Raw genomic sequence first — 15,217 nt, 5'->3', positions numbered from 1 at the left:
CCGGGTTCGGGTTATTCGGAACGCGCCGACTCGGACACGGCCATGAAGGCCACGCCCTGGAAGCGCAAGACAAGGGCATGGGCAAACGACAGCGCAAAGCCAATGCAGCCCATGGCCATGCTGATCTGCGGGATCCACAGCGGCGAGGCGTCGGCTGCGGGCGAGATGTCGTGCGTGATATACGAAATCCAGACCGAGCGCACGGCGTACCAGGCGATGTAGAGCGTGAGCACAAGCGCCGCACTCAAGCAGAACCATTCGAAGGCCGAGCGCAGACGCGCTGGCAGGCGGTCCAGCACCAGCGTCACGCGGATGTGGTCGCCGTTTTGCAGCGTGCTGGGCAGGGCGAAGAACAGCGCAGCGGCGATGGCGTAGCCGGCGTATGCATCAAGCCCGTCGATGTTCAGGTGGATGACTTCGCGGGCAAACACGCCCAGCGTGACGGCGGCGAACGCGGCCAGCATGGAGATGCCGGACAGCAGCATCAGCAGCCTGTAGAAATTTCGGACGAGTTTGTCCATGGCGTACTCCGGTAACGCTTGAAAAATGAAAAAAGGAGTGGCTGGAAACAGGGGCAGCACGCATGGGGTGCTGGTGCTGCCCGGCCCCGTGGCGGGGCCTGGCGCGCGGCGCTTACTTCTTGCGGTAGGCGTCGATGATGGCCTGACCCTCGGGACCGGCCGACTTCACCCAGTCGGCGGTCATCGACTCGCCAATGCTGGCCAGTTCCTTTTTGATGCTGTCGCTGGGCTCGGCCACTGTCATGCCCTTGGCGGCCAGCTCCTTGATGAACTCCTTGTCCACCCGCTCGCTGGTGGCCCAGCCGCGCGCTTCGGCATCGGCCGCAGCCTTCAGCACAGCGTCCTGCAAGGGCTTGTCGAGCGCATCAAAGGCCTTCTGGTTGACCACCGTGGCGTTGCGTGGCAGCCAGGCGCTCACAGGGTAGAAATGCTTCACCTGCTCGTACAACTTCGACTCCACACCGCTGGCGCTCGACGTCAGAAAGTTCTGCACCGTGTTGGTGGCCAGAGCCTGGCCCAGTTCGGACAGCTGGATGGTGACGGGCTGGGCCTTGAGCAACTGCGCAATGCGCGTGGTGGCCGGGTTGTAGGCGCGCATCTTGGTGCCCGCGAAGTCTGCTGGCGTGCTCAGGGGCTTGAGCGAATACAGCGACTGGCCGGGCCATGGCACGGTGAACAGCACCTTCACCCCCTGCGATGCCAGCAGCTTCTCTTGCGCAGGCTTGGCGGCCAGGTACAGGCGCTTGGAGTCTGCGTAGCTCGTGGCCAGGAAGGGAATCGAATCCACGCCAAAAAGCGGGTTCTCGTTGGATGCGCCCGAGAGGATGAACTCGGCCGACGGCACCTGCCCGGTCTGCACGGCACGCTTGATCTCGTTGGCCTTGTACAGCGAGCCACCCGGGTGCAAGGTGATCTTGAGCTTGCCACCCGTGAGCTTGTCCACATCAGTGGCGAATTGCTGCACGTTTTGCGTCTGGAAGCTGTTGGCGCCGTAGCCGGTGGGCAGGTCCCACTTGACCTGGGCTTGGGCCGCGCACACGCTGAGGGCGGCCGTCATACACAGTGCAAATTTTTTCATGGGGAGACTCCTGGGGGTAAGCCGCTTAGAAGCTGGCGAGTTGGTGGTTAAGAAGATCGGTGACCAGCATGCAGCCCGGGGCATGGGTGATGCAGAACGCCGGTTGGGCATTCAAGATGGCGGACTGCGGCGTCACGCCACAGGCCCAGAACACAGGGATCTCATCGGGCAGCAGCGCCACGGCGTCGCCGTAGTCGGGCTGGCCAATGTCGGCAATGCCGATGAGCGCCGGATCACCGATGTGCACGGGGGCGCCATGCACGTTGGGGAAACGCGAGGTGACCTGCACCGCGCGGATCACATCGGCCGCAGGCATGGGCCGCATGGACACAACCATGGCGCCACCAAAGGGCCCTGCGGGTTCGGTCGCAATGTTGGTGCGGTACATGGCCACGTTCTTGCCTTCGTTGATGTGGCGCAAGCTGATACCGGCTTCCTGCAATGCCGACTCGAACGAGAACGAGCAGCCGAGCACAAAGGTCACCAGGTCGGCACGCCACAGGTCGGTGATGTCGGTCACCTCTTGCGCCAGCTCGCCATGGCGCCAGACGCGGTACTGCGGCACATCGCTGCGAATGTCGATGCCCTGGCCCAGCGATGGCAACGTGATCTGGCCAGGCTCACTCACGGCCAGCACCGGGCAGGGCTTGGGGTTGCGCTGGCAAAAGCGCAGAAAATCACCCGCCTGCACCTCAGGCAGGATCACCAGGTTGCCCTGCACCCGCCCATGCGCCAGACCACTGGTGTGCGATGCCCAGGCCCCTTGCCGGATGACGCTGCGCACGTGGCCGGGGTTGTTGATGCCCTCGGCGCCAAACACTGCCAGCGCTTTGTCTTGAACTGAATCCACCGTGTTTCCTTGCATTGAGAAATGTCAATTGCATGACGTTGGGCGGATTGTGTTGGGCTGCACTGCCTGCTGGCAAATTCAAAAATTTTCTCTTAGCTCATCGATTTTTTCGATGCACTTCATTGGGGCAGAGTGAACCAGACTGGTGCCCAAGGGTTAACCCTTGGCCGAAAATTAGGGGTTAACCCGGAAAAAAATGCACCCTGATAGCCGCAGTGGGGGCGTGTGCTAGCGGTGCTGCCTCCCCGCTTCGCAACCGTGCGGCGCCGGATAGACATTGCAGACACAGCACCTCATGCACTGCGCCGGTGCATGCGCACATATGCGTACGCAAAGAAGCGCGTACGGAATCGCTCAGGCTCGGGCTTTGCGCACCTTGGATGGCGGCTGTTGCGCGTCGATAAAGCTGAGCGCCGAGCGCACGACGGCCTCCATAGCCGGTGACGAGGGGTCTTCGCGGTAGCTCACATGGATGGGCAGGGGCTTGAGCGCGGTATCGCAGGCCAGCGCGCGCAGGTCCGGAAACGCCAGCAGCCGCTGCACCGCCAGGCGCGGCAGCGTTGCCACGCCAAAGCCGCCCTGCACCAGCTGGACCATGGCCGAGATGGACGAGATGGTGTGCACGCAGCGCGGCTCCACCTGCGCTTGGCGCAACGTGTCGAGCAAAGACACGTGCGGCTGCGAGCCACGCTGAAAGGTCAGGATGTCGGCCCCTGCAAAGTCTTCGAGCGCGTAGCGGCGCTTGCGGTGCGTCTTGCTGTTGCCCACAAACACCATCTCCATGGGCGTCACCGCCTGGCTGCGGATGCCGTCCGCCGCCGCCGGCAGGGCTGCGAACACGGCATCCAGGGTGCCGCGGCGGATCTGGTCGAGCAACACGGGGGTGGTCTCCACCGTCAGCTCCAGCTCCAGCAGCGGGTTGTCCTTGCGCAGCTGTTCCACCCACGGAATGAGCCATGAATGCAGCACCGATTCGATGGCGCCGAGGCGGATCGACACCTCCAACGGGCCACCCGATCCCATCTCGGACTTGAGCTGACGCTGCAGCTCCAGCATGCGCTTGGCGTAGACCAGAAAACGGGCCCCGGCCACCGTGAGCTTGAAGTGCTTGTCGCGCCGGTCGAGCAGCAGCACGCCCAGCTCCTCTTCGAGTGCAGAAATGCGGCTGGACATGGCCGACTGCGTGAGGAACAGCTTCTCGGCCGCGCGTGTCACGCTTTTGAGGGAGGCCACCCAGTAAAAGGCTTCGACAAATCGCAGGTTCATGGTGGAGGCTCTCAAGCGCATTTCAGCAAACGCCGAATGCTACTATTTTGATAGCTTAAAGCGCTTTACCATAGCGCGGAAGCGGCCATTTTTATTCAAACCGACCCCACAAAAAGCGGCAGGTCGGCCTTCTTGAGGGTGCGCAGCACAAAGCTGGACCGGCTGTGGCGTATGCCCTTGATCTTGTAGAGCTTCTCGCGCAGCAGGCGTTCGTAGTCGCGCGTGTCTTTGACCACGATGCGCAGCAGGTAGTCGTAGTCGCCCGACACCAGATGCGCCTCGATCACTTCGGGAATGCTGGCCAGCGTCTCGCCAAATTTTTCGAGCGTGTTGTCCGAATGGCTGTCGAGCGTGACCTGCACCAGCACCGTGTCGGCCAGGTCGAGCGACTGCGGGTTGATGCGCACGGTGTAGCCCTGGATGACACCTGCCTCCTCCATCTTCTTGATGCGCCCCCAGCAGGGCGACGGGCTCAGGCCCACGGCCTGGCCAATCTCTTGCAAGCTGGCGCGCGCGTTGCCCTGCAGCACGGCGAGAATTTTTCTGTCGAGGCGATCCATCGGCCGGATTATTCACAGAAACAATCCATTGCAGCAAATTTTTCTGCAAACAAGACCATTTCAAGCGAATTCAGCAAATTCATCTCTGCCACGCGGCGCATACTTCTTTCATCAAGGCGCTCTTACCAGAGCGCACAAACTGACAAGGCCCCGGCTGGTTACCGCCAGCACGGGGCCCTTGGCATTTCAGGCCCATCACGAACGCCCTGCGGCGGCCATACAGACCGCATGCACAGGTCTGCCAGCCCAGCGCCCGGGGTGTCGCCAATGCAACTGCAAACGCCTTGCAGCCCAGTTAATAAGCACGCTTACCAGCACAAACCCGGATGCCTACGGCCATGCTGCACCGCCATAATTTCAGCGAGGTCGGGGGCGGCTCCGCGAGGGCCCCGGCGCAACCCACCCCTGCCCCACCATCAACAGGAGACACCATGCAATTGACCAGACTCGTCGTCGGCCTGAGCCTCGCGCTCGGCTTTGTGGCCACCGCTGCCGCGCAGACCACCATGCGCATCAGCATCTCGACGGCCCAGAATTCCCACCAGGGGATTGCCATCGACACGTTTGCCAAGGAAGTCGAAAAGCGCACCAGCGGCCGCTACAAGGTGCAGACCTTCTACAACGGCGCACTGGGCGGCGAGCGCGAGTCGATCGAAGCCGTGCAGCTGGGCACGCAAGAGCTGGCTTTCAGCTCCACAGGCCCCATCCCCAACTTTGTGCCAGAGACCAAGATCCTGGACGTGCCCTTCCTGTTCCGCGACAAGGCGCATGCTCGCGCGGTGCTGGACGGCCCCATCGGGCAGGAGATGCTGACCAAGTTCGACAGCAAGGGCTTCAAGGCCCTGGCCTGGGCTGAGAACGGCTTCCGCCACATGACCAACAGCAAGCGCTCGGTCAACACGCCCGAAGACCTCAAAGGCCTGAAGATGCGCACGATGGAGAACCCCGTGCACATCGCCGCCTACAAGGGCTTTGGCATCATCACCACGCCCATGGCCTTCCCCGAAGTGTTCACGGCCCTGCAACAAGGCACTGTGGACGGCCAGGAGAACCCGCTGCCCGTGATCATTTCGGCCAAGTTCGACCAGGTGCAAAAGCACCTGACGCTGACCGGCCACGTGTACTCGCCTGCCATCTTCGTGATGAACAAGGGCGCTTTCGAGAAGCTGTCGGCTGCGGACAAACAGGCCTTCATCGACGCCGCCAAGGAAGGCACCAAGGCCAACCGTGCACGCGTGGATGAAGACGATGCCAAGGGTGTGGCCGACCTGCGCGCCAAGGGCATGACGGTGGTGGACAACCCCGACAAATCCAAGTTTGTGGCCGCACTGGCCCCCGTGAATGCCGAATTCGAAAAACAGTTCGGCAAGGCCACGCTCGACAAGATCCGCGATTTCAAGTGATGCCCGCGCTACTATCGTTGTAGTAGCAACCAACGCCCGTAGCGCAAGCGCTATCGGGCGTTTTTATTCTCGCCCCGGGTTTCTTGCCTGATTGCTTACCGTGTTGTTCCCCCTGTTGATTCAACCACTGCCCATGGCTGGCACCGCCCCATGAAAAATGCTTTTCTCACCTTTGAACGATGGACCACGTTCATCGCCATGCTGGGGGCCTGCGCCATGCTGGCCCTGTCTGCCTCGCTGGGCATGTTCCAGATCCTCATGCGCTTTGTGCTGGAGCAGCCCGCCGAATGGACGGAAGTGCTGATCCGCTTCAGCCTGATCTGGATGGTGTTCCTCGCCATCCCCGCCGCCTTCCGCCAGGGGGCGATGGTGAGCGTGGATGTGCTGTACCGCTGGAGCCCTCCCGCCCTGCGGCGGGTGCTGGACTGGGTGGTTGCGCTGGCAGCCTTGGCGCTGATCGGCATCGTCATCTGGTACGGCTGGGACTACGCCCAACGCGGCGGCGTGCAGAGCATGGCAGGGCTGGAATCCGTCTCGATGTTCTGGGCCTACCTGGCCATGCCCGTGGGCGGCGTCTTTTGCGCCGTGGGCATCATCGGCAACCTGATTGACCCCTTGCGCATGGAACTGGAGACCGCCCAATGAGCGCCGTGATGATTTCCACGATGGTGCTGTGCTTTGCACTCACCATCTCGGTGGCAGTGTCCATCGGCCTGGCGTCCATCCTGGGCATACAGGCCTCCAACGCCAACATGCTCATCTCCGTCAAGGAGATGTTCGCCTCGATCAACAAGTTTCCGCTCGCGGCCATTCCCTTCTTCATCCTCGCGGGCAATCTGATGGAGACCGGCGGCATCTCGCGCCGCCTGGTGGAGTTCGCCAAAAGCATCGTGGGCGGCGTGCAGGGCGGCTTGCCCATGACCTGCGTGCTCACCTGCATGATCTTCGCGGCCGTGTCGGGCTCGTCGGTGGCCACCACGTTTGCGATTGGTGCCATCCTGATCCCCGCGCTCATCAAGCATGGCTACCCCACCAGCTATGCGGCCGCACTGCAGGCCACCAGTGCCGAGCTGGGTGTGATCATTCCGCCCTCGATCCCGATGATCCTGTACGGCGTGAGCGCCGAAGTGTCGATTGGCGAGCTGTTCATCGCGGGCTTTGGCCCGGGCCTGCTGATCAGCGCCGCGCTGATGCTCTTCGTATGGGCATACTGCAAGTACAAGGGCTGGGGCAAGAACGACGGCGATGGCCGTATGCCGTTTGGCAAGGCGACGCTGCAGGCAGGCTGGGCGCTGCTCATGCCTGTGATCATCCTGGGCGGCATCTACGGCGGCGTTTTCACCCCGACCGAGGCATCGGCCGTGGCCGTGTTCTATGCGCTCATCGTCGGCATGGTGATCTACCGCGAGATCCGCATCAAGGACCTGTTCGCCATCCTGCGCAAGTCGGCCATCTCGTCGGCGGTGATCATGTTCATCATCGCCAACGCCGGGCTGTTTGCGTTCCTCATCACACGCGCTGGCGTGCCTGATGCCATCGGCCGCTGGCTCGAAGCCGTGCTGCAGTCCCCTGCCCTGTTCCTGCTAGGCGTGAATGCGGCGCTGTTCGTGATCGGCATGTTCATCGAGACCAGCGCCGCCATCATCGTGCTCGCGCCCATCCTCGCGCCCGTGGCCATGCACTTTGGCATCGACCCGGTGCATTTCGGGCTGATCATGGTGGTGAACCTGGCGCTGGGCATGATCACACCGCCCTTTGGTGTGAACCTGTTTGCGGCCTGCACGGTGGCCAAGATCTCGCTGGACCGGATCATCAAACACCTGCTGCCTTTTGTGTGCGTGATCCTGGTCTGCCTGATGGTCATCACCTATGTGCCATCGATTTCTCTGGCCTTGCGCGACCTGGTCTATGCCAAGTAGGCGTTAGAATCCCGCCCGTCAGGAGAGAGTGCTCCGTCTTCAGCGCAAGACGTGCAGCACCGCCGAAGGCGCAGGCAGCAGCCGAACGCTCAGGCAAAAGGACTGACAACCGCCCGCAGTGATGCGGGCGTTCCCTTGCTGGAGAGAGGTGGCCCCGCAGACAAACTGTGAGCAGGCCGCCCACCGAAGGAGCAAACCGCACGGCCAGCCAGGGTGCTGCGGTGAATCTCTCAGGTAAAGCGGACAGCAGGGCAAATCCCGTAGTCACCTTGGTGGCTGCGGCCCCCATTTGCCCCGGAGTTCCGCCATGTCAGCCCCTGCCACGTCTACCCTGCTCACCACGCCCCTGAACGCCCTGCACATCGAGCTGGGCGCCCGCATGGTGCCTTTTGCGGGCTATTCCATGCCCGTGCAGTACCCCGCAGGCCTGATGGCCGAGCATGTGCACACCCGCACCGCAGCGGGCCTGTTTGATGTGTCGCACATGGGCCAGCTCAAGCTCATCGGCGCCGATGCCGCTGCGGCGTTTGAAACCCTGATGCCCGTGGACGTGATCGACCTGCCCGTGGGCAAGCAGCGCTACGGCCTGCTCCTGACCGACGAGGGCACGATCATCGACGACCTGATGTTCTTCAACCAGGGCGTCGTGAATGGCGAGCCCACACTGTTTGTCATCGTCAACGGCGCTTGCAAGGTGGGCGACATTGCCCATATCCAGGCCCGCATCGGCCAGCGCTGCAAGGTCGTGCCCATGCCCGACCACGCCCTGCTCGCCCTGCAGGGCCCGCAGGCCGTCACCGCCCTCGCCCGCCTTGCGCCCGGCGTGGAAAAGCTGGTGTTCATGACCGGCGGCGCATTCAGCATTGCAGGCTGCGACTGCTTTGTGACCCGCAGCGGCTACACCGGCGAAGACGGCTTTGAAATCTCCGTGCCCGCCGCGCAGGCCGAGACGCTCGCCCGCGCCCTGCTGGCCCAGCCCGAGGTCAAGCCCATCGGCCTGGGCGCCCGCAACTCGCTGCGCCTGGAAGCGGGCCTGTGCCTGTATGGCAACGACATCGACACCACCACCACGCCCCCCGAAGCCGCGCTGAACTGGGCCATCCAGAAGGTGCGCCGCACCGGTGGCGCCCGCGCGGGCGGCTTCCCGGGCGCCGACAAGGTGCTGGCACAGATCGACAACCCCGCCACCCTGCCACGCAAGCGCGTAGGTCTGGTCGCGCTGGAACGTGTGCCCGTGCGCGAGCACACCGAGCTGCAAAGCACGGACGGCCAGAAGATCGGCGAAGTCACCAGTGGCCTGCTGGGCCCCACGGTGAACGAGCCCGTGGCCATGGGCTATGTGGCGCCCGCATTTGCCGCCATCGGCACGCGTGTGAACGCTATCGTGCGTGGCAAGGCCGTGCCCATGGAAGTGCGCGCCATGCCTTTCACGCCCGCCAACTACTTTCGCGGCTGATTTCGCAGGTGGCCGCGCACCAACGCGGCCCGCGCCCGCTACATTGCTGATTCCTTTATTTATCCCGTTGCTTGAGGAGCTTCCCCATGACCGTCAAATTTTCCAAAGAACACGAATGGATCAACACCGCCGACACGGCCGCTGCTGTGGTGGGCATCACCGTGCACGCACAAGATGCGCTGGGCGATGTGGTGTTTGTGGACCTGCCTGAGGTGGGCGCCACCTTCAGCCAGGGTGACGTGGCAGGCGTGGTCGAGTCCGTGAAGGCTGCTGCCGACGTGTACATGCCTGTCACCGGCGAGATCGTGGAAGTGAACGAAGCCCTGCGCGCCGATCCGTCGCTGGCCAACAGCGACCCGCTGGGCGCGGGCTGGTTCTTCAAGGTCAAGCTGGCCGATGCGGCCCAGCTCGATGCCCTGATGGACGAGACGGCCTACACGGCCTTTGCGGCCAACGCCTGACGGGCACTTGGCCCATTCGTCTCCGGTTTCAAAAACCATAGCTGCCAGCGCTTGATTCCATTGGCTTTCAAAGAAAAATCCTCTGAAACGTCCGACTGACAAGCGCCAGCCGCTTCTTTTTTCATAGCACCCTGAACGCCCGCCATGACTGCCGCCCTGCCCACCTCCTTGCCGTTGTCCGCGCTGGAAAACGCCGCCGAATTCCTGCCCCGCCACATCGGCATCGACGCAGCGGATGAAGCCCACATGTTGTCCGTGATCGGCGAGGCCTCGCGCCGCGCGCTCATTGACTCCATCGTGCCGCGCTCCATCGCACGCAGCCGCGCCATGGACCTGCCAGCAGCCACCACCGAGGCCGCAGCGCTGGCCGAACTGAAGGCCATCGCGGGCAAGAACAAGGTGCTCAAGAGCTTCATTGGCCAGGGCTACTACGGCACACACACGCCGGGCGTCATCCTGCGCAACATCCTGGAGAACCCCGCCTGGTACACCGCCTACACGCCCTACCAGGCCGAAATCTCGCAGGGTCGCATGGAGGCGCTGGTCAACTTCCAGACCATGGTGTGCGACCTGACGGGCATGGACATTGCCAATGCGTCCATGCTGGACGAAGCCACGGCCGCAGCAGAGGCAATGACACTGGCCAAACGCTCGGTCAAGGCCAAGGGCAACCGTTTCATCGTGGCAGGGGATGCCCACTCACAGACGATCGAGGTGATCCGCACGCGTGCCAAGCCACTGGGCATTGAGGTGGTGCTGGCCGACAGCGCGGAACAGTGGGATAGCTTGCTGGCGGGAGATGACTACTTCGCCGTACTTGACCAGTACCCCTCCACCAGCGGCCGCCTCGGTGTGGACAACGGTGATACCACCAGGGTGCATGCCAATGGGGCTGCCTACATCGTGGCTGCCGACCTGCTGGCCCTGTGCCTTCTCACACCTCCCGGCGAATGGGATGGAGGCCCTGCCAACACTGGGGGCGCAGACATTGTGGTGGGCACCACCCAGCGCTTCGGGATGCCCATGGGAGCGGGTGGGCCACATGCGGCCTATATGGCCTGCCGCGATGCATTCAAACGCTCGCTGCCTGGCCGTCTCGTCGGCGTCAGCGTGGACATACACGGCAAACCCGCCTACCGGCTGGCGCTGCAAACGCGCGAACAGCACATCCGCCGCGAGAAAGCCACCAGCAACATCTGCACAGCCCAGGTGCTGCCAGCCGTGGTCGCCAGCATGTATGCCGTGTACCACGGCCCGGAAGGTCTCCAGCGCATTGCACTGCGCGTTGCCACCTTCACGGCCGTGTTGGCAGCGGGACTGCGCCAACTGGGCCATACACCCGCCCATGAACATGCCTTCGACACACTGAGCTTCCACGTGGGCGCTGATCAGGCCCAAGTGCTCGCCCGGCGAGCCGTCGAGCATGGCGCCAACATCCGCGTGACCTGGAGCGAGTACGTCAGCTTTTCCCTCGACGAGACCACCACGCGCGCCGACATCGAGCTGCTGTGGAAGGTCTTTGCGAAGGACGGCCAGGCTTTGCCCACCTTCGACGCTTTCGAGAACGGCATCGAGCCGCTGATTCCCGCCGCGCTGCGCCGCACCAGCCACTACCTCACGCACCCGGTGTTCAACACCCACCACTCCGAGACCGGCATGCTGCGCTACATCCGCCAGCTGTCGGACAAGGACCTGGCGCTCGACCGCAGCATGATCCCGCTGGGCAGTTGCACCATGAAGCTCAACGCCACCAGCGAGATGATCCCGATCACCTGGCCCGAGTTTGCCAACATGCACCCGTTTGCCCCGGCTGACCAGCAGCAGGGCTACAAGGCGCTGGACGAACAGCTGCGCGCCTGGCTGTGCGAGGCCACGGGCTATGCCGGCATCAGCCTGCAGCCCAACGCGGGCAGCCAGGGCGAATACGCCGGCCTGCTGGCCATCAAGGCCTACCACGAGTCGCGCGGCGAGGGCCACCGCAATATCTGCCTGATCCCCAGCAGCGCCCATGGAACCAACCCGGCCAGCGCGCAGATGGTGGGCATGCAGGTGGTGGTGACGGCCTGCGATGCCAGTGGCAACGTGGATCTGGTGGATCTGAAGGCCAAGTGCGAGCAGCACAGCGGCAACATCGCCTGCGTGATGATCACCTACCCCAGCACGCACGGCGTGTTCGAAACTCAGGTGAAGGAACTGTGCGCCCTGGTGCACAGCCACGGCGGCCGCGTGTACGTGGACGGCGCCAACATGAACGCCCTGGTGGGCGTGGCCGCGCCCGGCGAGTTTGGCGGCGACGTGAGCCACCTTAACCTGCACAAGACCTTCTGCATTCCCCATGGCGGCGGCGGCCCCGGCGTCGGCCCCGTGTGCGTGGTGGAAGACCTCATTCCCTTCCTGCCGGGCCTGCCCGGCCAGGGCGATCAGCCCAAGAGCCCGGCCAAAGGCAAAGTCGGCCCCGTGAGCGCAGCCCCCCTGGGCAACGCCGCCGTGCTGCCTATCAGCTGGATGTACATCCGCATGATGGGCGCAGATGGCCTGCAGGCCGCCACCGAGACGGCCATCCTGAGTGCCAACTACATCAGCGCGCGCCTCAAGGACCACTACCCCACGCTGTACGCCAGCGCCAACGGCCATGTGGCGCACGAGTGCATCCTGGACCTGCGCGGCCTGAAGGACACCAGCGGTGTGATGGCCGAGGATGTCGCCAAGCGCCTCATCGACTACGGCTTCCACGCGCCCACGCTGAGCTTCCCTGTGCCCAACACGCTGATGGTGGAGCCCACCGAGAGCGAAACACTGTTCGAGATTGACCGCTTCATCGACGCGATGATCGCCATCCGCGAAGAGATCCGCCAAATCGAGAGCGGAGCCCTGCCCCAGGACAACAACCCGCTCAAGAACGCACCGCACACGGCCGAGAACCTGCTGAGCGGCGAATGGAGCCGCCCCTACACCCGCGAAACCGCCGCCTACCCCGTGGCTGCCCTGCGCCAGGCCAAGTACTGGTCGCCCGTGGGCCGTGTGGACAATGTGTGGGGCGACCGCAACCTGAGCTGCAGCTGCATTCCGGTGTCGGATTACGCCTGACGGGGCGGAGCGCGCCGTGACCGCCTCACCCAGCGCCTGCAACGTTTGCGAACCGCCCGCGTTGGAGGCGCTCGTCCAGACGGAGCCCGCTCTGGCGGCACTGTGGCAAGCGCTGCCCCGCCGCCAGTTCGGCGCTGGCGCGCTGCTGCAGCGTGCCGGTGAAACCAGCACACGCTGCTGGCATGTGCGCAGCGGCGTGGTGCGGCTGTTCTACCTGAACGAACAAGGTACAGAGCGCAACCGCTCGTTCCACGGCGCGGGCAAATGGGTGGCGGGCAGCCTGCCGCCGCTTGCACTGCCCAGCCCTTACGCCATTGAGGCACTGGGGCCCGTAGACGCGGTGGAGCTGGACTATTCCACCTTGCAAGACTGGATGGGAGTCTTTCCGCAGATTGGCCCCCCGCTGCAAGAAGCCTTGGGCTACGTCTTCCAGTCCCACGCCCGGCGCGAGGCTGAACTGCTCAGCCATCCGCCAGAGGCACGCTACCAGGCGTTCCTGGCCTCGCACGCGGAACTGGCCAACCAGTTGCCCCAGCACCATGTGGCCAGCTACCTGGGCATCTCGCCGGTGTCGCTCTCCCGCATCCGAGCCCGGCTGGGCATGGTGGATGCGGGGCGCGGCGGCTGAAACCGACACTCACCGCCCCAGCGGCCATGCACTGACCGTGCGGTCCCGCCCCGGCATCACCACCTGGGGCAGGCTTTCCTTGTCCATCACCGCGTTGGCGGCCACCAGACCGTTCCAGTGCAGCAGATGCGCGGTCACGGCATATACCTCGTCATCGGTCAGGCTCTTGGGCGCATGCATGGGCATGCCCCGACGCACGTAGTCGAACACCGTGGTGGCATACGGCCACATTGCTCCCACCGACAGCACCTGCAAGGGGTACTGGCGCACACGCAAAGGCCGCAACAGGTCATTCCAGGCGATGAAGCCATCCGATCCCACAAGGCGGGAAGCCGGACCTTCCACGCCCTGCGCGCCGTGGCAGGCCGCACAGTGCTGCACGTAAAGTTGCGCGCCCCGCGCCACGCTACCTTGGCCGGGTGGCAAATTGCGGCCATCGGGAAAGATGGTGATGGCGTAGCGATCGACCTCTTCGGAAGACATTGGCTGCGCCAGGCCAATGATGGCCGGCGGCGCTGCAGGTGCCATGCCGGGCGCGGGCTGCGTCTGCGCCTGGCTGTCGAACCCGGCGTACAGCAGCAGTCCGGCCGCTGCGAACATCCATCCGCCTCGCCGCAAGACTGCGATCCACGCGAACGGGTAGGAGGGGTACCAGCGCTCACGCATAGAGGTTCTCCACGCGCCCATCGGCCTGCACGCGCCAGGCCTGCACCGCGTTGTAGTGGTTGAAGGAATGCAAGGCGTAGCGCCGCTTCCATTCGCCGCGCAGTGGCTGCGTGCGGCCGTGCTCATCGGTGGCCCGGCTCAGCAGGTCGGCGCGACGTCCATTCCACTTCCAGGGCAGCGTGAAACGCGTGAACGCGCGGTCCAGCACCGGTCCATGCAAATGCGCAGCCGCCCAGGTGCGGCCACCATCCACCGACACATCCACCCGGGCAATGCGGCCGTAGCCGGACCAGGCCAGCCCTGCGATTTCATAGAAGCCCTGGGTTTCGGGCATCGTCTGCTGGCCCGAGGGGTGGGTGATGACGGATTTCACGTCCATGTGGAAAGCAAAGCGTTCAATGCGACCATCAGCCAGCACCTGGGTGTACAGGCCCGATTCGTCCTTGGTGTAGGCAGGCGCGTCGCTCACCTCCAGCCGGTGCAGCCATTTGATGTTGACGTTGCCTTCCCACCCGGGCATGAACAAACGCATGGGGTAGCCCTGCGAGGGCCGCAGCCGCTCGCCGTTCTGGTACAGCGCCACCATGCCATGCTCCAGCAAGGCTTTCAGCGGAAGGCTTCGGCTGTGCGATCCACCATCGGCCCCCTCAGCCACCACCCAGCGGGCGCGGTCCTTCAGCCCTGCTTCGTTGAGCAGGTAGGACAGCGGGACACCCGTCCACTCCGAGCACGACACCTCGCCTGCGAGTTCACCCAGGGTCTGGTCCAACGCCGTGGGCGACAGCGCATTGGCTGCCGAGTTGCCCGCGCACTCCAGAAAATGCACGCGGCTGACCATCGGGTAGCGCAACAGCCGGGCCAGGTCAACGCGCAAGGGCTTGTCTACCAGACCGTGCAGCCGCAGTTCGTGCCGAGCAGGGTCGATGTCGGGCACCCCGTTGTGATGGACGGCAAAATGCAGCCCACTCGGGGTGATGATGCCGCGCTGGTGCTGCAGCGGCGTGCGCCACCCCGCAAAACCCGAGACGTGCGACACCGAGCGCTGTACGGCCGCCTCGTAGGCCGACGGCTGCCCATAAGGCACATCGGCGCCGCCAGGCCGCGCCATGCTCTGCGGCAACCGCGCAGCCAGGGGTTCTTGCGCGGATGGCGCTGGCTGCGCTTGCACCACGCCACCGCCAACTGCCAAAGCGCCCAAAAAAGCCCTGCGAGCCCACAGTCCGCCCGGGCCACCATGTGATTGCATCCGTCTACCTCCGGAATGGAAGCGGCACCCATCGGCCGCGACGCCAGTGTGGTGGCGTGCGGCGCCGTGCGCATTA

14 protein-coding genes and 2 riboswitches are annotated in these 15,217 nt (G+C 64.2%); of the genes, 7 read left to right on the top strand and 7 right to left on the bottom strand.

Annotated features, from left to right (window positions below; all coding sequences use genetic code 11):
- Positions 1–11: 11 nt before the first annotated feature.
- The 5 genes from CBY09_RS16335 to CBY09_RS16315 all read right to left on the bottom strand — a co-directional run bounded on the left by CBY09_RS16335 (position 12) and on the right by CBY09_RS16315 (position 4,275).
- Entirely contained in the window at positions 12–521 is a 510-nt protein-coding gene (locus CBY09_RS16335; protein WP_094290642.1) for a TRAP transporter small permease, read from the bottom strand.
- 112 nt (positions 522–633) lie between these two features.
- Complete coding sequence (locus CBY09_RS16330) at positions 634–1,599, bottom strand: TRAP transporter substrate-binding protein (RefSeq protein WP_094290641.1); 966 nt, start codon at positions 1,597–1,599, stop codon at positions 634–636.
- Positions 1,600–1,624: 25 nt separating this feature from the next.
- The gene (locus CBY09_RS16325; RefSeq protein WP_252659683.1) at positions 1,625–2,401 is read right to left on the bottom strand and encodes a putative hydro-lyase; all 777 of its coding nucleotides are present in this window, start codon (positions 2,399–2,401) and stop codon (positions 1,625–1,627) included.
- 402 nt (positions 2,402–2,803) lie between these two features.
- On the bottom strand, positions 2,804–3,715 hold the full coding sequence (locus CBY09_RS16320; RefSeq protein WP_094290639.1) for a LysR family transcriptional regulator: 912 nt from the start codon (positions 3,713–3,715) through the stop codon (positions 2,804–2,806).
- A 95-nt stretch (positions 3,716–3,810) separates the two neighbouring features.
- Positions 3,811–4,275 (bottom strand): Lrp/AsnC family transcriptional regulator, encoded by a 465-nt coding sequence (locus CBY09_RS16315; RefSeq protein WP_094290638.1) that lies wholly within the window; start codon positions 4,273–4,275, stop codon positions 3,811–3,813.
- A 431-nt stretch (positions 4,276–4,706) separates the two neighbouring features.
- On the opposite strand from CBY09_RS16315, the gene CBY09_RS16310 reads away from it, so the two are divergent.
- The 7 genes from CBY09_RS16310 (at position 4,707) to CBY09_RS16280 (ending at position 13,229) form a co-directional block, all read left to right on the top strand.
- Positions 4,707–5,678 carry a TRAP transporter substrate-binding protein gene (locus tag CBY09_RS16310; protein ID WP_094290637.1) on the top strand — a complete coding sequence of 324 codons (972 nt, stop codon included), beginning with the start codon at positions 4,707–4,709 and terminating at the stop codon, positions 5,676–5,678.
- A 150-nt stretch (positions 5,679–5,828) separates the two neighbouring features.
- Entirely contained in the window at positions 5,829–6,323 is a 495-nt protein-coding gene (locus tag CBY09_RS16305) for a TRAP transporter small permease (protein WP_094290636.1), read from the top strand.
- Positions 6,320–7,597, top strand: coding sequence for a TRAP transporter large permease (locus CBY09_RS16300; RefSeq protein ID WP_094290635.1), 1,278 nt, complete (start codon positions 6,320–6,322; stop codon positions 7,595–7,597). The genes CBY09_RS16305 and CBY09_RS16300 overlap by 4 nt, the downstream gene beginning before the upstream one ends.
- A 9-nt stretch (positions 7,598–7,606) precedes the next feature.
- Positions 7,607–7,712, top strand: a riboswitch (glycine riboswitch).
- 13 nt (positions 7,713–7,725) lie between these two features.
- Positions 7,726–7,854: riboswitch (glycine riboswitch) on the top strand.
- 50 nt (positions 7,855–7,904) lie between these two features.
- Positions 7,905–9,053: a glycine cleavage system aminomethyltransferase GcvT gene (gcvT, locus tag CBY09_RS16295; RefSeq protein WP_094290634.1), complete on the top strand. Its 1,149-nt coding sequence runs from the start codon at positions 7,905–7,907 to the stop codon at positions 9,051–9,053.
- Positions 9,054–9,139: 86 nt separating this feature from the next.
- Positions 9,140–9,514 carry a glycine cleavage system protein GcvH gene (gcvH, locus tag CBY09_RS16290; protein ID WP_094290633.1) on the top strand — a complete coding sequence of 125 codons (375 nt, stop codon included), beginning with the start codon at positions 9,140–9,142 and terminating at the stop codon, positions 9,512–9,514.
- 144 nt (positions 9,515–9,658) lie between these two features.
- Complete coding sequence (gene gcvP / locus CBY09_RS16285; RefSeq protein ID WP_094290632.1) at positions 9,659–12,601, top strand: aminomethyl-transferring glycine dehydrogenase; 2,943 nt, start codon at positions 9,659–9,661, stop codon at positions 12,599–12,601.
- Between the two features lie 16 nt (positions 12,602–12,617).
- Complete coding sequence (locus CBY09_RS16280) at positions 12,618–13,229, top strand: Crp/Fnr family transcriptional regulator (protein WP_165773929.1); 612 nt, start codon at positions 12,618–12,620, stop codon at positions 13,227–13,229.
- A gap of 9 nt (positions 13,230–13,238) precedes the next feature.
- Here the strand turns inward: CBY09_RS16280 and CBY09_RS16275 are convergent, their stop codons facing one another.
- Positions 13,239–13,829: a c-type cytochrome gene (locus CBY09_RS16275; RefSeq protein WP_094290630.1), complete on the bottom strand. Its 591-nt coding sequence runs from the start codon at positions 13,827–13,829 to the stop codon at positions 13,239–13,241.
- 58 nt (positions 13,830–13,887) lie between these two features.
- On the bottom strand, positions 13,888–15,141 hold the full coding sequence (gene soxC, locus CBY09_RS16270) for a sulfite dehydrogenase (protein ID WP_094290629.1): 1,254 nt from the start codon (positions 15,139–15,141) through the stop codon (positions 13,888–13,890).
- Positions 15,142–15,217: the final 76 nt, after the last annotated feature.

Origin of the sequence: Acidovorax kalamii (assembly GCF_002245625.1) — a bacterium.
Lineage (GTDB): Bacteria > Pseudomonadota > Gammaproteobacteria > Burkholderiales > Burkholderiaceae_C > Acidovorax > Acidovorax kalamii.
Note: the sequence above shows the minus strand (reverse complement) of the source record. Positions and strands in the feature narration are given on the sequence as shown.